This window comes from Sphingomonas panaciterrae, assembly GCF_036890205.1.
Lineage (GTDB): Bacteria > Pseudomonadota > Alphaproteobacteria > Sphingomonadales > Sphingomonadaceae > Sphingomonas > Sphingomonas panaciterrae.
In genome coordinates this window covers 1-18,583 of the sequence record NZ_JAKNQR010000020.1, presented here as the reverse complement: position 1 = coordinate 18,583, position 18,583 = coordinate 1, and the positions used below count along the sequence as shown (strand labels likewise).

The 18,583-nt window shown below is 59.4% G+C and carries 14 protein-coding genes; 8 read left to right on the top strand and 6 right to left on the bottom strand.

The features are described from left to right. Positions 1 to 14 precede the first annotated feature (14 nt). The 3 genes from L8F96_RS18065 to galU all read left to right on the top strand — a co-directional run bounded on the left by L8F96_RS18065 (position 15) and on the right by galU (position 3,445). Positions 15 to 881: a metallophosphoesterase family protein gene (locus L8F96_RS18065; protein ID WP_334656948.1), complete on the top strand. Its 867-nt coding sequence runs from the start codon at positions 15 to 17 to the stop codon at positions 879 to 881. Between the two features lie 78 nt (positions 882 to 959). Next, positions 960 to 2,417, top strand: a complete 1,458-nt coding sequence (locus L8F96_RS18060; protein WP_334656947.1) for a glycoside hydrolase family 16 protein — start codon at positions 960 to 962, stop codon at positions 2,415 to 2,417. A gap of 158 nt (positions 2,418 to 2,575) precedes the next feature. Beyond that, on the top strand, positions 2,576 to 3,445 hold the full coding sequence (gene galU, locus L8F96_RS18055; RefSeq protein ID WP_334656946.1) for a UTP--glucose-1-phosphate uridylyltransferase GalU: 870 nt from the start codon (positions 2,576 to 2,578) through the stop codon (positions 3,443 to 3,445). 352 nt (positions 3,446 to 3,797) lie between these two features. On the opposite strand, the gene L8F96_RS18050 is transcribed toward galU, so the two are convergent. From L8F96_RS18050 to L8F96_RS18025, 6 genes are read right to left on the bottom strand one after another with little or no spacing between them, the layout of a single operon-like run. Then, a complete protein-coding gene (locus L8F96_RS18050) occupies positions 3,798 to 4,685 on the bottom strand; it encodes a glycosyltransferase family 2 protein (RefSeq protein WP_334656945.1) in 888 nt (295 codons plus the stop codon). A 26-nt stretch (positions 4,686 to 4,711) separates the two neighbouring features. Further along, complete coding sequence (locus L8F96_RS18045; protein WP_334656944.1) at positions 4,712 to 5,731, bottom strand: phosphoribosyltransferase family protein; 1,020 nt, start codon at positions 5,729 to 5,731, stop codon at positions 4,712 to 4,714. Between the two features lie 21 nt (positions 5,732 to 5,752). Next, the gene (locus tag L8F96_RS18040) at positions 5,753 to 7,306 is read right to left on the bottom strand and encodes a lipopolysaccharide biosynthesis protein (RefSeq protein ID WP_334656943.1); all 1,554 of its coding nucleotides are present in this window, start codon (positions 7,304 to 7,306) and stop codon (positions 5,753 to 5,755) included. A 45-nt stretch (positions 7,307 to 7,351) separates the two neighbouring features. Continuing rightward, positions 7,352 to 8,440 carry a glycosyltransferase gene (locus tag L8F96_RS18035; RefSeq protein WP_334656942.1) on the bottom strand — a complete coding sequence of 363 codons (1,089 nt, stop codon included), beginning with the start codon at positions 8,438 to 8,440 and terminating at the stop codon, positions 7,352 to 7,354. Continuing rightward, on the bottom strand, positions 8,440 to 9,441 hold the full coding sequence (locus L8F96_RS18030) for a glycosyltransferase family 2 protein (RefSeq protein WP_334656941.1): 1,002 nt from the start codon (positions 9,439 to 9,441) through the stop codon (positions 8,440 to 8,442). Before L8F96_RS18030 ends, L8F96_RS18035 begins: the two co-directional genes overlap by 1 nt. After that, positions 9,438 to 10,601 carry a glycosyltransferase family protein gene (locus L8F96_RS18025; protein ID WP_334656940.1) on the bottom strand — a complete coding sequence of 388 codons (1,164 nt, stop codon included), beginning with the start codon at positions 10,599 to 10,601 and terminating at the stop codon, positions 9,438 to 9,440. The genes L8F96_RS18030 and L8F96_RS18025 overlap by 4 nt, the downstream gene beginning before the upstream one ends. Before the next feature lie 83 nt (positions 10,602 to 10,684). Between L8F96_RS18025 and L8F96_RS18020 the strand changes: the two genes are divergently transcribed. The 5 genes from L8F96_RS18020 (at position 10,685) to L8F96_RS18650 (ending at position 18,446) form a co-directional block, all read left to right on the top strand. Further along, the gene (locus L8F96_RS18020) at positions 10,685 to 11,671 is read left to right on the top strand and encodes a glycosyltransferase family 2 protein (protein ID WP_334656939.1); all 987 of its coding nucleotides are present in this window, start codon (positions 10,685 to 10,687) and stop codon (positions 11,669 to 11,671) included. Continuing rightward, positions 11,668 to 13,167, top strand: coding sequence for a GMC oxidoreductase (locus tag L8F96_RS18015; RefSeq protein ID WP_334656938.1), 1,500 nt, complete (start codon positions 11,668 to 11,670; stop codon positions 13,165 to 13,167). Before L8F96_RS18020 ends, L8F96_RS18015 begins: the two co-directional genes overlap by 4 nt. A gap of 96 nt (positions 13,168 to 13,263) precedes the next feature. Continuing rightward, a complete protein-coding gene (locus L8F96_RS18010) occupies positions 13,264 to 15,435 on the top strand; it encodes a GumC family protein (RefSeq protein WP_334656937.1) in 2,172 nt (723 codons plus the stop codon). After that, positions 15,416 to 16,735, top strand: coding sequence for an outer membrane beta-barrel protein (locus L8F96_RS18005; RefSeq protein ID WP_334656936.1), 1,320 nt, complete (start codon positions 15,416 to 15,418; stop codon positions 16,733 to 16,735). Before L8F96_RS18010 ends, L8F96_RS18005 begins: the two co-directional genes overlap by 20 nt. 697 nt (positions 16,736 to 17,432) lie before the next feature. Then, on the top strand, positions 17,433 to 18,446 hold the full coding sequence (locus L8F96_RS18650; protein WP_417159008.1) for an acyltransferase family protein: 1,014 nt from the start codon (positions 17,433 to 17,435) through the stop codon (positions 18,444 to 18,446). Positions 18,447 to 18,583 lie beyond the last annotated feature (137 nt).

Genomic DNA, 18,583 nt, shown 5'->3' with positions numbered 1-18,583 from the left:
GACTGTCATAGTCGATGGACCACTCAGAAGGGGGCAGCTCATCCGGGCACGATAACGATGAAACGACTTGCGATCGGGTCTGCCGCATCTACCATACCGATGTGCCCGCAACCTCGGTCGCCATACCCGCGCGCCGCTGGCGCAGGCCGCCGCAAACGGCGCCAGGCGAATGTGTCTACGCCATTGGGGACATCCATGGTTGCTACGACCTGCTGTCCGAGTTGTTAGAATTGATCGCTGAAGACGTCGCGCGATTTCGGGCCGGGCGGCGCATTCGACTGCTGCTGCTTGGCGACGTGATTGATCGCGGCCCGGACTCCCGCAAGCTGCTGCATGCGTTGATGCTCTCGCAACAGCAGAACGACGAAGTGATGGAGGTGCTGCTTGGCAACCACGAAGCCGCCTTGCTTGACAGCGTAGCAGGCGTGGACGCGGCACAACGCACTTGGCTTGCCTTTGGAGGCAACGCCACCTTGCACAGCTTTGGCATTGAACCACCGGACGAGGAAGCGTTCGGCGCGCCTTTCGCCCGTCGACTTTACAACCAGATCGGACCTGACCTGCTGGACTGGATTGAACAACGCCCGACGTTTCAACGGTCCGGCGACTTCTTCTTCTGTCACGCTGGCGTGCGACCACGCGTGCCGCTCGCGCGGCAAGGGCGAGACGATCTTCTATGGATTCGTGAGCCGTTTCTGAGCAATCGAACTTATCATGGAGCAGTTGTCGTACACGGCCACACCATTGTTCCCACTCCACAGATCCTTCGCAATCGCATCGGGATCGACACGGGCGCCTATCGTACCGGCGTGTTGACCGCGCTATGTGTCGACGGCCAGGAAGCAGCAATCATCGCGACCGAACGCGGCAGGACGGCGTAACTGGCTCCTGATCGAAATCAGTTCTTAAGGCTCCGTTCTTATCTGGAACGCCCGGGATCAACCCCGGAGACCAGCTAAATGTTTTCGCCTTCCACGTTGAAGACGACCTCTATCCTGTTTGCCTTCACCCTGTCCGCCTGTGGTTCTGATGGTGTCGACCAACTCGCTAGTGCGGGCCTGGACTCCGCTATTAGCGCACCGATCATACCGGCCGATGAACCAGTAGAACCCGATCCGGGCTCGGACGAGGCGCCCATTCCCGATGAGCCGTCCTCAGCCGTAGTGATTGACAATCCGGCGCTGACCGCTTCAGCCCCGGTCGGGACCGGAACGAACAGCGGTGGTAACGCCCCCGCAACCCAAGACATCACCTATGCCCCTCAGCCGGCATTGATGATGGACAATGTCAGTTTTGATCCATCTGCCAAGCAAGCGCATATCCGCGTTTACCTGACGTCCGCTCCCCCCACCACGGTAATCGCGCGCATATTCACCAAAAATGGTAGCGGCACGAACTATATGTATTCGGGCGGCCATTACACCACCACCAAACAAACGGTGATCTTCCGCCCGGGCGATCCGCTGGAACAAACCGTCGCGGTACCGATCAAAAAGGCGAAGGAAGGTGGCCATTTTCGTGCCTATGTGCCGTCCGTGCCTTCAGGTGCAAAACGGGGCACCCAATCCATCACATTGACTGCAGTGAAAGGCGCGGTGAACAACGCGATCGCCTGGAAGGGGCGCGCACCCCGCACCTTTGCCCCTGCCGGCCCACCAAGCTATGCGCTTAACATCAACGCGGTGAAATGGTCGGCGGACGGCGGCGCCGGGGTCTGGCGCACCGCACTGGCTCATGGCCGTGCTCAGCCCGCGAATGCCGAAACGGGGCTATATCTTGATCCGGAGGAGCATCGATCGGCGGAGGCTCCAATCCGCATCGAGAACGGACATCTGGTGCTTCACAGCCAGCGGCTGAACAATGCGATCAGCTATGCCGGCCTTGGCAACGGCGCTGGTGCAGGAGCGTACAAGTATGGCGCGGTGGCGCTGACCGGCCTCAAAAACCCGGAAACCCACATCCGCTACGGCCAGATTGAATGGCAGGCGAAAATGCCGGACCGACGCGGTTCTTGGCCGGCGTTGTGGCTGGTTGGCGTTCAGGGATGGCCGCCCGAAATCGACGTTTATGAAGGGTTCAACAGCAATGCGTCATTCGACCCCGCTCGAATGGCGAGCGGAACGATCCACGGTGGGCCGAACGGAACCCGCCTCTATGCACGCGGCTACAGCGAAGATGTTGCGTCAATCTACGGCATCAAACCGACCCTAACGACTGATTTTCATAGCTATGCGGTGGACATCCAGCCTGATTACATCACGTGGTTCGTCGATGGCGTTGAGGTGTTCCAGGCCGTCAACAAGTTCAACGCCACCTTCTACCCGATCATGAATGTTGCTGTGAAGACGAGTGGCAACTACTCAGACGGTTCCGGTGATATGGTAATTCGCAGCCTGCGGATGTGGCAGCGTAATTGACCACCGGGATGAGCCCGGTCGTCCATCCGGGTTGGGCGACCGTTCGCTTGGCATGGCGTGCAATGGCGTATACCTCAAGAAGCAGGCAATTCTTGTAACATTCGCCTTCTATAAGACGAAAAATACCGCCATCGTATCAGCTAACAGAAGGACGTCGCATGTCATACAAGCCGCTGCGCAAGGCCGTTTTTCCTGTTGCCGGGCTCGGAACACGGTTCTTGCCAGCGACCAAAGCAATGCCCAAGGAGATGCTGACGGTCGTCGACAAGCCGCTCATCCAGTATGCGGTCGAGGAGGCGCTGGAGGCTGGGATCGAGCAGATCATCTTCGTCACAGGGCGCGGCAAAGGCGCGCTTGAGGATCATTTCGATATTTCCTTTGAACTCGAAGCGACGATGCGGGCGCGGGGCAAGAGCCTGGCCGCCATCGAGAACATTCGGCAGAAGCCCGGCTCGCCTGTCTATGTGCGCCAGCAGGAACCACTCGGATTGGGGCACGCAGTATGGTGCGCGCGCGAGATCGTCGGCGACGAGCCCTTTGCGGTGCTGCTGCCGGACGAACTGATGGTCGGAGAACCGGGATTTCTCGCGCAAATGGTCGAAGCATACCAGCACGTCGGTGGCAATTTAATCGGGGCACTCGAAGTCACCCCCGAGGAGACCAGCAAGTACGGTATCATCACTCCTGGCAGAGTTGATGGTCCTTTGACCGAGGTTCTGGAGGTAGTAGAGAAACCGGAGAGTGGTACCGCGAAGTCAAACCTTATGACGCCCGGCCGCTACATACTACAACCAGAGGTGATGAAGATTCTTGACAATCCGGTGAAAGGATCTGGAGGCGAGATACAACTAACCGACGCCATGGCGCAACTGATTGGCAAGCAGCCCTTCCACGGATACACCTTCAATGGCGAGCGCTTTGATTGCGGCGATAAGGCGGGGTACGTTAAAGCCAATTTGGCCCTAGCCTTGGAGCGAGAAGACATCGGTCCGTCCGTGCGTGTCTTTGCACAAGATTTGCTCAGCTGACTTCCAACATTCCGATAATCTGATCCGGCCGGACGTTCCGGTGACTAGCAGGACACCGAGCGCCGCCGGGCGTATGGCGCCGACAGGCTGATGCCGGGGGGGCGGGGGGCGGTGCTACGTGGCGCAGCATTCAGCTACACGACCCGGAGCAGCTCGCTGCCAAGCACGTCCGGCCGCCGATGCCGAGCACGCAGCGCTATACTGAGCGACGCCGGGGCCACAATCGACGCGGGTCGATGGACAAATGACCCGCTTCGAAAGGTGTTGCCGGTGCATCACCTTGGCAAGACGGCTCAACCGACCAAATACTTTCCCTCGTCAGGATGGGAGTGAGTAAATCTTCGGCCGTGCCTCAGGACCGGTATGGCGGCCGCCCTACCGACAAGCGCAAAATTTCCGCTTGAGAGACAAGCATCAGTATTGCCGTTGCGCCAATCACGCCCGCTCGAAGTTTTGGGTCCACATTCGCCCTGGCCATCCAACGACTCTGCCCCGCGGCTTCTTTGGCCATTTGCCAAAGCCCTTTAAGAGTGCCCGCCTTGGCCATGTTGTTGATGATCCAGCGACCACCCACGACACGGCGTCGCTTGCGCATGAGCTCCCCAAGAGTTGCCCGCGTAGGATGTCTGACGATCATTTCCGGGATGTGGACGACCCGATGACCACTCGCCACCATGCGCCGGGAACACTCCCTGTCCCCACCGGAAAGCAGCTCCGAATCGAACCCGCCGATCGCCAGCAGGTCTGCGCGCCTGCAGAGCCAGTTTGCGGTGACGCAATGGCCAACTTGCGCATTATGGCTTTGATTAAAGGCCGTAAGCTCCTCGTAACAAGCTGCAACAGGTCGGGCCCCCAGCTCGCGAAACAATGCGATCTCACCAGCATAGATCCCGGCATCCGGCACGCGCCGGACAGCAGCCATCGCCTGCTCCACCCAATCAGCTGCAGGGACGCAATCACCATCAGTGAAAAGAACGAAGTCGCCTTTTGCGGCTGCGAGACCCCGATTGCGGGCACGATAAGAGCTCGCAACTGGTTCTGAGAGAAGTTTAGCGAAAGGAAACTTTCCTACCACCTTGGCAGTGGCGTCCGTGGACCCGTTATCTACCACAATGACTTCGAATCTTTCCTGAGACACAGTCTGGGTGGAAAGCATCTCAAGCGTTTTTACGATACTTTTTTCGCTGTTCCAAACCGGTATGATGACGCTGACTTCTGGAGTCTGATCCTTCGGCTCCATATGCTCACCTTCTGATTATTGCAGCATCAGGATTGGGGACGCATGATGGCTTTCAAAGCCATAAAAGCGCGATCCCCAAGTACGTCTCGAGCCATGCCTTTGAAGGCAGCACCGGTGGAGCGGCGGGTCTGCTTGAATCGACTTGGCAAGTTACGGAACTGCTGTTGCATTGCGGCCGGAGTCATCGGATCCGGCAAGTAGACCTGGTGCGTCTCAACGCAAAGAACCGGCTTTCCTGAAATTTGAGCAATCGTCTCAGCCTGCCGGTGCTCGCTTTCGATAAACAGCGTGCCAGTCGATCTCTTATAGAACTCCGCCTTGAAGCTGCCATGTGCCCGTTGACGCTGCCTTTCCTCCTTGCTTGGCAGGTCGAGCATGACCAACTCCCCATACTGTATGCCCTGGCGCCTTAGCCATTCTTCGGTCAAGCCTCTATACTTTTCCAATCTGCTCGTAACCAACCAGCCGATTTTTCGAGATGTAGTCAGAAGCGGCACCGCTTCGGCGATAAAGCGCCGATACGCTTCGCCGTCGTCATTCTCCTGTTTTGTGGGATCTCGACACAAGACACCGTCGATATCGACACAAGCCTTCTCCAGAACCACATGGTGCATGAAGTTCCATTGAAAAAGGCGCGGATTTTCGACTTTCTCGAAGATAACGTCGACGTCTGGATGGCTAGACTCCAAGCCATATATGGCGGCGAAGATAAGCTCGGCCTCTATTCCCGCCTTCGCTATGCGTTCTCGCGCACGCCGCATCGCATCTCCGCTCTTGATGCTATCGTCGAGCACCAGAATGCGTCGCATCTCGCCAAAGCCGCGGTCCAAACGCGCCGCACGCTTTGACGACGTTCCAGACGAGTACATCCGCCCATCGAGGAAGGAGTCCAGATCCGTGAGCGGAATATTAGCGACCAAGCTTAGAAGATTTGCTGCCAGTAACCCACTACGGGGGACACCGACAACAAGATCGATCCCTGACGGCAGCTTGTACAGATTTCGGACAATGGCGTCGTTCATGTCCGCGATGGAGCGATATTGCATCACGTCCTCCTTTTAAGAGTATTAGACAGTAGCCATCCGTAGACTTCTGATGCTTCGCCACACCAGATTGGTGGCATCCTTGATTGACCCGCGACCGCTTCTAAATATTGCTACAAAGGCGATTGATACTGCGTAGGACAGCAGCAGCCCTTGAGCCAGAGCGACCACTGGTGCACCGACAAATTCGTCACGCAGCAGCCATACGACGGCGATCGCCACGTGCGCGCCCAGAAGTAATGGACCGGCTTCCCGCACGATATGGCTTGAACGTACCGGTCCTTTCCTTCCGACGTAATGCCACAGAAGGGGCGTCTTCAGGTACTCGCTAGCCGAGTAAGCCATCGCCACGCCAATGGCGCCATAGAAGATTCCGATGCCAAAAGCTGCAGTTGCGAAGCCAGCGGTCCAAATGCCCCAGATCATATAATCGCGCGATCGCCCTTGGCTGATGAACAGCCATCCTGCGGGGTTGTTCAATGGTTGTACGAGGCCGGCAAAACCCAGCGCGGCAAAGATCGGCGCGCTCCCCGCCCATTGCGGCCCGAGTGCGAGAGGAATGAGGCTGCCAGCCATGGCTGTGCCCCAGGCCACGCCTGGTAATGTGGCCAACAAAGTGAGCCGGATCACCTGTATATAGGCGGCGCGATAGCGGTCCGGCTCGGAAGCCATGCGCGACAGAGCAGGGACCATGACCCGTGACAGTGGGTTGGCGATCTGCGTCAAGGGGAACAACAGCAACTTGTACGCACGATCGTACAAACCGAGCTGCACACCGCCCCAGTAGCGGCCGATCAAAATGTTATCGAGGTTGCGAGCGAAAAAGTTGGCGAAGCTGAAACCGGTGATGCCAGCGCCGAAGTTGAGCATCTCCCAGCCGTCCGGCACCGATCGCGGCAGGCTTGGCCGCCAACCCGACGCAATCCACGTCGCCGCTGTGGTCAGCCCCGCACCGATAAGCGTTCCGCCGAACAATGCCCAGTAGCTAGGCTGAACCAACGCGCAGGCGATGCTTCCGATGAGGGTAGTGGCCGCGCTGAACGCGTCCAGGGACGCGAGTTGGCCGAAGCGCATTCGCCGGGTCAGGAGTGCACTGTGCTGCGAACTGGCACCGGTCAGCAGCATGGGGATTGCCATGGCCGCAATCAGCGGTCCAACCCTGGGCTCGTTGTAGAAGTCCGCGACCAGCGGCGCGCTCAGAACCAGCAACGCCGAGATAGCCACACTCGCAGCGACATTGATCCAGAACAGGAAGTTGACCCGGGCATGATCGATGCTGGGTCGCTGCACGGTGGCCTGCACCAGGCCCAAGCTTTGGAACATGCCCAAAAAGGTGATGACGGGCGCACACATGATAACCAAGCCAAAGTCATCAGGTGTGAGCAGCCGGGATAGCACCAGCACCGACACGAGTTGACAGCCCATTTTGACCGCCTGGCCTGCCCCGGTCGCTACGGCACCGCGTGCCGCCGAGCTGCGAAGCGAACCGGCAGGTGGGTCGAAACTGATGGCGACGCGGTCAGAGATAGGTGCCTCCGGGCTTCTCACATTCCATGCCTGGCCTGGCAGCCGCGGCATCAACCAATCGCTCTGCCACTCTGCGTCAGCAAGCCGCCACAGGCATCATGCCGGCACCCCTGCAGCGTGGAACGCATCGATCGCCTGCTGTGCCGTGTCGAGGAGCAGGCGAGCTTGTCCCTCCGGCTGCATTTCCTCACGCTCCGCATAGTGCAGAGCTTGGCGTGACAGCGCGGCGTGAAACGCGTCGTCGGACCAGATACGGCGCACTGTCGCCGCCCATTCGCTTGCGGGCGCGTTCGCGGGCAAAGCCACCCCGCCGGGGCCGATCGCCTCAGGAAGACCGCCGCGATCCGATCCGACCACTGGAATACCGCTCACGTGCGCTTCGCTGGCGATGCGCCCCCAAGCTTCCTCATACTGGCTCGGGGCAAGTACCAGCCGCGCTTGGGCGTAAATGGCCTTCATGTCCCGCGTTGCGGGAAGCACGGTGATATTGGGCAACTGCTCCAATGCCGCCGTCATCCGGGCCTGATGCTCCGGAAGCAATCCCCAGCTTTGGACGAATCGAAACGGAATGTCGGGACAGAGCTCCGCTACCGCAAGCGCAACTTCGACGCCCTTGATCGGATGCGGGTTTATCATCACCACCGCCTTGCCAGCGGCACTCGTGCGGTAGTTCTCAGCCCGGATCAGCGGTGGGATCACCGCGGAAGAGACGCCATATTTCTGAGCGTATGCAGATGCGGTGAAGCGCGAGTTTGCGATATAGCGCACATGATCCGGCAGGTCGCGCAAATCACCTTTTAGATCGGGAAACTCCGCATTCCGAAAGTACAGAACTGAAGGAACTTTCGCTGCAATCAGCGCTTGGGCGAGAGGCATCGTGTTCACGTGCTGTACGATCGCGACATCTGGTTGATATGCACGTACAATTGCGGGAAGCGCAGCCAGAATGTCCCAGGCGCGATAGCTGCAATAACCATTGGTTCGGTCGCGCGCGAACGGCTGACGTGTCAGCTTCATTTGGAAGCGACCGCTCAGCGCCATCTTGCCCTCACCCCATAAAGCGCAGGCAACCGCGCCGGTGTGTCCCATGCCAGCAAGCGTGGTGATGATAGAATCCGTGCTGGACTGAACGCCGCCCATGCTTTGCGGAAGGTGGGAGGCTCCAGTGACGAAGATCAGTTTCATCAACTTGTCTCCCTGCCAAGCTTACCAAGTCCGTGACGTGCCGGCACGCCGCCCGGATGGGTGAGCCGTTCCTTGATATAACCGAAACCCCAAGCCGCGTGCATGATCATCGCCGCGATGCCGGAGAAGAGGGCACATCCACCGCCGGTGCGTAGGCCGACCGCTATGCCGGCGCCTCCTACTGCCGTCGCCCAAAACAGCGCCGGAAGAGCGAGCAATGGACTCAGAAAGGCCAAAGGCAGCAGCGCCAGTGCGATCGGCACCAACAACGGAATGGCCTGCCGCGGCTTTAGCCGCATGCGATGACGTGCGATGTTTCGGGCTCTGCCTTCACCATAACGGCGATACTGGCGCCAAAGTCCCTTCGGCGTGGAGCGCGGAAAGTAGCCAACCGCAGCGCCGGGTTCCAGCCAGATGCGTCCACCAGCGGCAACGAGCCGGTGGTCAAGTTCGGCATCCTCGTTGCAGTGCATCGCTGCGCAATAGCCGCCGACTTGGCGAAACAGCGCAAGGTTCATCAGCGCGTGGTGACCATGGTCGACAAACCGGCCCTGACCAAGGTGGCGGTGAGCTGAGCCACCCGTGCCGATTGCACTATTCTGCGCGGCCGCAGCAGCACGCTGGAAGCAGCCAGAACCAGTGGTAACCAAAGGCACCACCACCGAGGTCGCGTTCTTCGTTTCTGCTGCCGCAAGAAGCCGTCTGGCATAGCCATCCGGATAACGGCAATGCGCATCGACCCGTAGCAACCACCGGTGCGCACCGCCGTGAATCGCCACCGCACGATTGATGCCGGCGCTCTGGATGCGATCCGGGTTGGCGAGCAGCACGATACGGGTATCATGCGCTGCCCAAGCGGTCACGATCTCGCGACTACCGTCAGTACTACCACCATCGGCAACGACGATACGGTCGACCACTGGATCCGCGACGAATTGCTCAAGCAAGCGCGGCAAATGTGCTGCTTCATTCAGCACAGGAATGACAACGATCAGGGTCATGAGCGGCGAAGCTCTGCCAACCTGGTGACCAGTGCGTTCGCATCCTCGTGCGTTGCGATCAGTTGTTCCTGCGGCAGGGCCGCTACTGCCGCACGCAAGGAGGCGTATGTACAAGCGTCCAGTCGGGTCAGCACACGCGTCAGTTCGTCCGTTCCGTCCGTCAGCCGCAGACCGGTGCCGGCATCGGCCAGCCAGCGGCCAACCTCCACTCCTGCATCCACGATCGGCACCACCCCGAACGCTTGCGCCTCATACAGTCGGTTGGGGAGCAGCCAGCTACTGTTCAATCCCTCTTCAAACCAATCGATGGTCCAGGCAAAATGACATCGGGAATAGAGCTGGGGCAGGTCGGCCGCGGTATAGGGTCCGACATAGGAGAGGTGCGGAACCTGCGTCACCTGACGGTTCCAATCCGGAAATTCGGCCAAAGACGGCTTGCCTGCAATCAGCACCTGAACGCGCCCAGCCATACGGCTGGCAAGCGACGACAATTCGGTCAGCGTTCGCCGACAGCGAAGCATGCCGAACCAGCCAATCACAAAGGGCGGGGCAGGGGGCGGCGGTGCGGGCACAGGCATTGAGCTGCCGAGCACCAGCAGCTTGTTTTCGACCAGCATCGTTGGTGCGGTGAGCTGCGGCCGCTGATCGAAATACGCGCGGCAAAATGCGGGCGAGGACGTCAGCAGAAGATCCACACGTGGCAGCAGTGCCGCTTCCACGCGTTGTACCACGCGCGAGGCGAAGCCAGTGCCTGTCAGGCTGCGATGGATATCGAGACACTCGTAAACCAAGGGGCGGCTGCCAACCATCGCGCGTGCGATACCAAGTGACTCGAGATTCCGAGCGATCACGATATCGACGTCTCGAAACGCCACAGCAAGGCGACCCGGACGGGCTGCATGGCCGATAACGGCTACGGCGCGTTTCGTCAGCGCGGCATCTTCTGTCCGCCCCAGCACCACCGGATCGAACGCTTCCGCGTTCGGCCCGACCTTGTCTCCTCGAAAGAAGCCCGCCAGCCGCACCTTTGTCCCACCGGCCTGCAGCATCCGCACCCGCCGCAGCACAGCGCCATCGTTGAGGTCGTGAACGATATATCCGACCTTCATCGATTGCTCCCGACGATCTGCAAGCATCGTTGCCGCACCGTAGCGCTTCACCGCTCTTGCCATTCTGCGTGCAGCGCAACAAGACATGACGAACGGTGCGGCGCTTATGTGTCGTCCCGAAGGGGGAAACGGCCATGCGCAACGCACCCGTCACGGTCATCATCGCCGCTTATCGTGCAATGGGTACCGTAGCCGACGCTGTACGATCCGCGCTCGCCGACCGGCAGGTAGGTGAGGTCATCGTGGTGGACGACGCATCTCCCGATGAAACCATGAGCGTGGCGGCCTCTGCGGATGACGGCAGCGGCCGCCTCTCGGTGCTGCGTCAGCCCGTCAATCGTGGTCCATCTGCTGCGCGAAACAGGGCGCTTCGCGAGGCCACGCGCCCTTATGTCGCGATTCTCGACGCCGATGATCTGTTCCTTCCGGGGCGCCTCGACCCGCTGCTTGCCGTACGCGACTGGGACATCATCGCCGACAATATCGCGTTTGTCCCAGATGTGCCCGACCTTTCACACCTGCAGCAGATCATACCAAAGGGGCGCGCCGTCCGACGATTGGGGCTGGCTGAATTTGTCCACCGCAACATCTCTCGTCGCGATCAGCGGCGCAGCGAACTGGGCTTTCTCAAACCGATCATATCGCGCGCCCTGCTGAACCGACAGGGTCTGTTATATGCCGAGGATGTGCGGCTCGGCGAGGATTTCCTGCTCTACACCGAAGCCATGGCGCGTGGTGCGCGATTCCTGATCGCGCAACATTGTGGCTATGTCGCGGTCGAGCGGCCAGGGTCGTTGAGCGGACGGCACGCGACCAGTGACCTGATCGCATTGGCACGAGGGTCGCGTGCGCTACAACCCTTGGTACCGGCCCAATCGGAGGCTTTCCGCGCCCTAAAAGCTCACGCCCGCGCGCTTGACGTGAAAGCTCGTCATCGTGCGCTCCTCGACGACAAGGCGCAGATCGGTGCCATGCGCGCCATTGCCAAATTGGCCCGCCATCCACGTGATGTCATCCCCGTATTCGGCGCGGTGCTGGCAGACAAGCGCGCAGCAGAATATCAGCCACCGCCGCTCCGGCTCTTGTTCGACCCAGCCGATTTCTCGCTAGCTGGCCAATGATCCTCCAGGCGCACCTGCTGGATACCGATATGCTGTCGAGCGATGTGGCAGTGATCGGGGCAGGGCCAGCCGGGCTGTGCATTGCGAACGCCTTGGCGAGGGCGGGACATGAAGTGCTTCTGATCGAAAGCGGCGGGGAGGGCATTGATCTCAAACGCGACCAGTGCTTCGCGGCCGAGATCGCGGGCGAGCCGATGGACGCCGAAACCGTACGCGTGCGCACCTTTGGTGGAGCCACTGCCTTATGGACAGGTCGATGCGGCCTCCTCGATCCTGAGGATTTTGCGCCTCATCCCTCCATTGCCAACAGCGGCTGGCCAATTGCGCCGGACGCATTGGACAGCTTTGTCGAGCAGGCGGCGCAGATAATCGGGCTGAATGCGTCGCCGGTCCGGCGAGACCAACGCATTGAGCAGCTTTCCGCTAGCTTTGCCGGTGATGCGGCGCTGTGCGGCTACCGTTGGTCGTTTGCCCCCACGGGACGCGACGAGCATCTTCATTTCGGCGATGCTTTCTGGAATCAGACAGCAGCATCTTCAACGGTCCGGTGTCTTCTGGAATGCGACTGCGTCGGTCTTGAAGGTGAGGGGGGAAGAGTATCAGCGGCGCGGCTGGTGGATCGCACCGGGCGGTCGCTGCGGCTCGAAGCACGACAGTTCGTACTGGCGTCTGGGACCATCGAAAGCGTTCGGCTCTTGCTTCTGCTAGCGCGCACAACGCCTTCGCTACTCGCACAGGTGCAGCCTTGGCTCGGTCGCGGCTTCATGCAGCATCTTCGAGTCGTAGCGGCGCAAGTGGAAGCAACACCAGTGCAGGCCGACAAGCTTCAGGCCTCCTTTAATCGCTTTCGTCGACCGCATTCGAACTATGAGGAGATGGGGATCGGCACGCTTCCTGCCTGGCGAGCCGAAGCGGAGGCAGGCAACGTTGTTGGCTACTTCCGCTACCATCGTGTTCGGTGCGACCCCCCGCAGCGCTGGACCGAGAAGGCGCTCCGGTACGTGCTAGGACGCGAGCCCAGGCTGTACGATCCGCGCATCAGCCTCGTCGTGGACGCCGAACAGGCGCCTGATCCCAGAAGCCAGATTACCCTCTCCAATCATCTTGACTGCCACGGCAACCCCCGTGCGCGCATAGATTGGCAGATCGGTTCCTTGGAGCGCCGAACGGTGCGGCTGTTCGCCCAGCAGGTTGCACGATGGATAGCTGATGCAGGGCTGGGACGTGTCATGCTCGATCCCGGAGTAATCGATGAGCGCTTGCCGCCAGGCATCCTGCTCGACAGCCTCCATCATCTGGGCGGCGCACGCATGGGCCGCACGGCTGCCGACAGCGTGGTCGATTCCGATCTGCGAGTACATGGAACCAATAATCTTTTTGTCTGCAGCGGTGCGGTTTTTCCCACCGGAGGACACATCAATCCCACAACGACACTTATCGCTCTAGCTTTTCGCCTTGCGGAGCGGTTGGCGCGACAGGATGAGGCGACGGGATGATGTTGGCTTGATTTGCCGGTGTCTGCTACGCCTCTACAACGCTGGCAGAAGGTGGGGCGGTTACACGCGGATCTGGCGCCAAGCGAGGAACGGGGCATGGCGGTGAGCACGATGCATCAGGAAATGCCGGGCGCGTCGCGCGACCCGGAAGTAGAGAAGCTCTCGCCGGAAGCCAGTCGGGTTCCGTTTCTACCCGATCCGGGTTTGATGTGGCAGGTATTCCGCCGCAATTTGAAGTTGTTCCTCGCCATAGTCGTGCTGGTACTAGGCCTCACTGCCGGCTGGGCGCTAACGCGGACACCACTGTACGAGGCATCGTCCAGCGTGCTGATCAAACCGTCAGCCAGCCCCGTTCGAACCACCACTGTCGACGAGCCGCAAGCCGCCGCGGCGAATGCCGAGATCATTGACACCCAGATCAGATTGATCGGCTCTGAGTACATCGCTGCTCGTGCCGCAACGGCTTATGCTCGTCAGTCCCCTCCGCCAGATGGCGGCACATGGACTGAAGAGAAACGGGCGGATCTTGCTTCGCGCATGCTGAACCTGATGACGGTTACACGCGATGGAACCACATTGGTCATCGACATCACGGCGCAGGGGGAAGACCCGGAATTTGTTGCCGCAACCGCCAATTTGTTCGCTGAACAATATATCCAGGCTCAAGTCGACGTAAAGACGAATTCATCGTCTGAAACCGGCCGCTTCCTTCAAACACGCTTGGCCGAATTGCAACGTGATGCACTTGCTGCCCAAGCCGCTGTCGACCAGTACCGGGTCCGCAACAATCTGGTGAGTGCCAATGGCGGCACCATGGCAGAACAAGAAGTTTCTCAACTCAATCAGCAGCTCGCCATCGCGCAAGCTGATTTGGCCGAAAAGCGGGGCCGGCTGGCCGCAGCACAGCAACAGCTGACGCGCGGCGGTGGAGGCGCGGATGTCGGCGCAGCGCTGGGTTCAGGCACCATTGGAGGCTTGCGTTCGCAGGAAGCGACCACGGCTGCCGAGCTGGCCGCGGTCACGGCTCGCTATGGTCCACTTCACCCCCAACGTCGCCAGCTTGAAAATCGCCTTCTCGAGATCCGCTCGTCGATCCAGCAGGAAATCGATCGCGTGCTCTCCAGCCTTCGCGCCGAAGTCGCGACGGCGCAGTCGCGTGTCGCGTCCCTATCGGGCAGCCGCGGCGGGGCTGCTGGCGCGCTGGCGGCAAATGGCCGCGCACAGGCCGGGCTCAATGCGCTGCTTGTTCGAGCAAAAGCGGCCGAGACCATTTACGAGAACTTCCTTGCTCGCATGCGGGAGGTTGGCGCGCTGCAGGGTGCGGAACAACCGGACGCAACCATTGCGGTTCGGGCGGAGGTGCCTGAGCTACCCGTGTCACCCAATTTACGCCTGCTGGCGCTCGCCGGTGTCGTCGGAGCACTGGCGCTTGGTTTGGCCGGCATTGGTGCGGCCGAATACCTGCGTCGCGGCGTGCAAACCAAGCGCGACGTAGAGCGTCGACTGCGCCTGCGCTACGCTGGAGCGGTCCCAACCCTGAAGTCAGCGCTAGGCAAAGCGCGGACACGCGATGAGCCGCACGATTACATCGTCAACCACCCCCATTCGTTGTTTGCCGAAGCATTCCGCTCGATACGAACCTTCCTCACCCTGAGCGCCGGATCGCGAGCGCGCGTGATCGCGATTACTTCCGCACTGCCTCGCGAAGGCAAAACAACCACTGCCGTTTGCCTGGCCCGCGCTACGGCTATGGAAGGTGCCCGGACGCTTCTGGTTGATGCGGATCTGCGCCGTCGCGGTGCCAGCGAATTGCTTCGTTATCCCGACCAGCCCGATCTATACCGTTATCTTGCTGGTGACACACCATTGGAACAGGCGGTTTTTGTCGACGATGCCAGCGGTCTCCACGTGCTTGGCACGGTCGAACCGCCAACCAACGCGCTAAATCCTCTGGTGGAAGCCCGGGTGAGCGCAATGTTCGCCGAGCTTCGTGAACACTATGACGTCATCATCGTCGATACCGCACCGGTCTTGGGTGTAGCCGAAACCCGGGTTGTCGCCATGCTTGCAGATCGCGTGCTGCTCCTCACTCGGTGGAAGCATACGTCACTACGCGCGATCGAAGCCATGGCTGACATGCTGGTCGATGGAGGTGCCAAGATCACTGGCCTGGCACTGACCCAAGTCGACATCAACCGCTATGCTAGCACCGGAGACGGAGACGTTTATGGCTATGCCAAGAAGTTCCGTGGCTATTACACGAACTGACCGCAGCCGGTGGCTACTGCTGGCACTGCTTAGCAGCAGCCCGCTGCTACCTACGCCTGTCCAGGCGCAGGAAGACGTTCAGCGCGTATCGGTAGCCGGCCGTTCGCGCGACGACTATGACGCGCTCGGCATCCGTCTGGGATCGATAACGCTCAAGCCGTCGGTCGGCTTCAACGTGGCGCTAGATGACAACATCTACGCTCAGGAGGTCAACCAACAGCGTGACGCTATCCTGACGCTATCACCGAGCTTGGTGGTGCAGCAGAAATCGCCGATCGCAACAGCCGAGCTCGAGGTTTCTGCCAATCTCGAGCGCTACATGGACCAGGGCAGCGAGAACTCGGATGACGGATTTGCCCGTGGGTCGGTACGTATTCGGCCAGATCCGACGCTGCAGCTAACCTCGGACTTCAATCTTGTCCGCCGCGCAGAAGATCGTCGCAATCTCGGCAGCTTCACTCTGGCACCAACGCCCGTACGCTTCACGTCCGTGGAGAGTCAGGTAGGAGCGGAAAAGGCTTTGGGATCACTTCGGTTTGGTCTCTCCGGGCGAGTTCGTCGTGCTTCTTACAATAGCGGCACGGCGCCCGACGGAACCGGGATCGATTACAGTTTCCGCAACTTCAATATCTATCAGGGCACTGCCCGAGTGGGTTTCAGCCGCACGGGCAGTTCGCAATTATACCTGGCAGGGACGTACAATCGTCGCTTGTACGATCAAAGACCGGGCGATCCGAATTTTGATCCACTGACCCGTTTTGATCGCACCTCGTCGGGTTACCGGATTGAATTAGGGTATAATCGGCAGGTATCGGCATTGCTCTTCTTCATGGGGCAGATTGGCTATCTACGGCAGGATTTTGCCGATTCACGCTTAAGAGACATTCAGGGATTGTCGTTCTCCGGCAATCTATTGTACAACTTCACGCCGCTCACATCCGTAACTGCCCGTGCATCTCGGACGTTGGATGAAACGGTGACGCCGTTAGCTGCGGGCAACTTACGCAGCGAGGTCGCAGTACGTGTTGATCACGAACTGCTGCGCAACCTGATAGTGTCGGCTGACGTACGTTACGCCGATATTCAGCCATCGGACGTGACCGAGGGAGCTGATGCAGCAGACCTACTGCGGTTCGCGCGTCAAAGCCAAGAATTCGAAACCGGTGCGAGCGCGCGTTACCTCCTCAGTCGTAAAATAACGATAGATGGCGATATCCGCTATCGTTCGCGCAGTTCAAGCGACCCGACGATTGGCTTCAACAACTTCGTAGCGATGCTTGGGATACGCTACGGGTTATGAAAGTGGGGCTCGTCGTCTCTTACAGCATTGACCCTGCTCGTTCTCTCGCGAAGCAAGCGCAGACCACACGCCGATCAAACGATCTTTAAGATCACTAGCCACAAGAACAGACCGAAAAGTGCTGCCGTAACGGCGCCTGTAATCGTGTCTGCGGGATTCCCCGCCGTGGCACTTGCACCCGACAGGGCGCTACCAAATCGGAAGCGCGGGGCCGCGGTCCTTTTGGTACTAGACATTACCTCTCTCCTGCTTCTCTTTTAAAGAGATATAGAGAAACAACGCTTTGCAGCGGCTAGGGTTGCGAAATAGGCTCCTGAGAGTGCTTGCGGCGCTCGCACTCACCGCAGCACATATGCCTGCCAGCCTTCTGCGGCCCCATACGATGGCCAGGATCGTCCCAGTGTCGAGGCGCAGTCATACCGAGCGTAGCCGAAGCAGGACGGCTCTAGGTAGAAGAAGTGGGTCTGCGAACGCAGTCCGCCTTCGTGATAGCGCAGTCATTCGGAGGCGCGGAAAGCACCGATAATCCCGACCACGAGGTAGTGACGTCACGAATGCAGTTCTGCTTAAAAATAAGCCCAACAAATCGGGCAGAACCCAGACAAGGCGATTGCCTGCAAGGCTTCTACGTGAGACCTTCCCGCGGTTAGTACTGCCGCGGTTTTTGCGGCGCTCGCCTCTAGATTGAGGAGTACGAATGAGCGACAGAGCACCACCTCTTCGCCACGATCTGCAGGGGGCACGTGCAATCGCTTGCGTGCTGCTCGTCGTATTCCATGTCATAGGAGGAGACTCCACCGATGGCTTACGATTGAGGGCCGGATCCGAAATCCACCAGCTCCTCGCGTTTTTATCTCCACTTCGTATGCCGTTATTCGCGATGATCTCTGGTTGTGTATATGCGATGCGTCCGGTCAGACGTGGATCCGAGATAAACTTTTTGACGGGAAAGGTTCGTCGGATACTTCTTCCGCTGCTAACCGTCAGCACGGTATTCTACTCCGCGCAAGTTGCGATTGGAGTAGAGCCGCTCTCCGGCGCTATTCTGCGATTACCGTCTATTTACTTACGTTCATACGCAATATTCTGGTTCCTTCAAGCGATATTCTTAGTATTCGTCTTTATGGCTTTCGCGGACCCGTTTATACGCACACGACCGCGAGCAACCATTTTACTAATCTCTGTCTTAGTGCCCCTTGAACCTCACACTTCCGGCATAGACTTTTTCTCGTTTTGGGGATTTGTCTTTCTTCTTCCCTATTTCCTGTCGGGAATGCTAATCACCCGTTACCCTGACAAAAAACCATTGTTGCGCGTGTTAGTGGCGGGCCTGATACTATCAGCGATAGTACATGGCTGGTACAGTTGGTTCTCGCTGCGTAGCGACTTACTCGCTCAATCCGCCCGTTTCGGTATGGGGCTTTGCGGCGGGCTATTGATCATCGGGGCAGGACCGACATCGCCCACTTTGAAGCGGATCGGAGCGGAGTCGTTTCCGATCTATCTCCTTCATATCTTCTTTGTAGTGGGATCCCGGATAGGTGTGAGCGCGGCAGGCGGCGGAGCGTGGCTGCAGTTTTTTGCGGGGCTGGTCTGCGGGCTAGGGGGCCCGATGCTGACTGCCTGGATTATCCGGAAGAGTTCGGTTGGCACGCCACTGATTCTAGGTGAGCGTCCCAACCGACCTATCGCACGTGCGGCTACCAACTAGACCGAAATACCGGATTTCACGATTATCGGCCGCCCACCCCTCCTTGCTATATGTGCAGCGGGGGCCAGCGGTGAGTGGCGCACACAAGAACGGCTCTGACCTGCTCCCCGGAAAACATGCCATTGGTAAGTTAGCTC

What these genes read in the sequence shown, in the direction of transcription:
- L8F96_RS18065 (WP_334656948.1), top strand. Translation starts at nt 15, where the DNA reads ATGGACCACTCAGAAGGGGGCAGCTCATCCGGGCACGATAACGATGAA.
- L8F96_RS18060 (WP_334656947.1), top strand. Translation starts at nt 960, where the DNA reads ATGTTTTCGCCTTCCACGTTGAAGACGACCTCTATCCTGTTTGCCTTC.
- galU (WP_334656946.1), top strand. Translation starts at nt 2,576, where the DNA reads ATGTCATACAAGCCGCTGCGCAAGGCCGTTTTTCCTGTTGCCGGGCTC.
- L8F96_RS18050 (WP_334656945.1), bottom strand. Translation starts at nt 4,685, where the DNA reads ATGGAGCCGAAGGATCAGACTCCAGAAGTCAGCGTCATCATACCGGTT.
- L8F96_RS18045 (WP_334656944.1), bottom strand. Translation starts at nt 5,731, where the DNA reads ATGCAATATCGCTCCATCGCGGACATGAACGACGCCATTGTCCGAAAT.
- L8F96_RS18040 (WP_334656943.1), bottom strand. Translation starts at nt 7,306, where the DNA reads ATGCCGCGGCTGCCAGGCCAGGCATGGAATGTGAGAAGCCCGGAGGCA.
- L8F96_RS18035 (WP_334656942.1), bottom strand. Translation starts at nt 8,440, where the DNA reads ATGAAACTGATCTTCGTCACTGGAGCCTCCCACCTTCCGCAAAGCATG.
- L8F96_RS18030 (WP_334656941.1), bottom strand. Translation starts at nt 9,441, where the DNA reads ATGACCCTGATCGTTGTCATTCCTGTGCTGAATGAAGCAGCACATTTG.
- L8F96_RS18020 (WP_334656939.1), top strand. Translation starts at nt 10,685, where the DNA reads ATGCGCAACGCACCCGTCACGGTCATCATCGCCGCTTATCGTGCAATG.
- L8F96_RS18015 (WP_334656938.1), top strand. Translation starts at nt 11,668, where the DNA reads ATGATCCTCCAGGCGCACCTGCTGGATACCGATATGCTGTCGAGCGAT.
- L8F96_RS18010 (WP_334656937.1), top strand. Translation starts at nt 13,264, where the DNA reads ATGGCGGTGAGCACGATGCATCAGGAAATGCCGGGCGCGTCGCGCGAC.
- L8F96_RS18650 (WP_417159008.1), top strand. Translation starts at nt 17,433, where the DNA reads ATGAGCGACAGAGCACCACCTCTTCGCCACGATCTGCAGGGGGCACGT.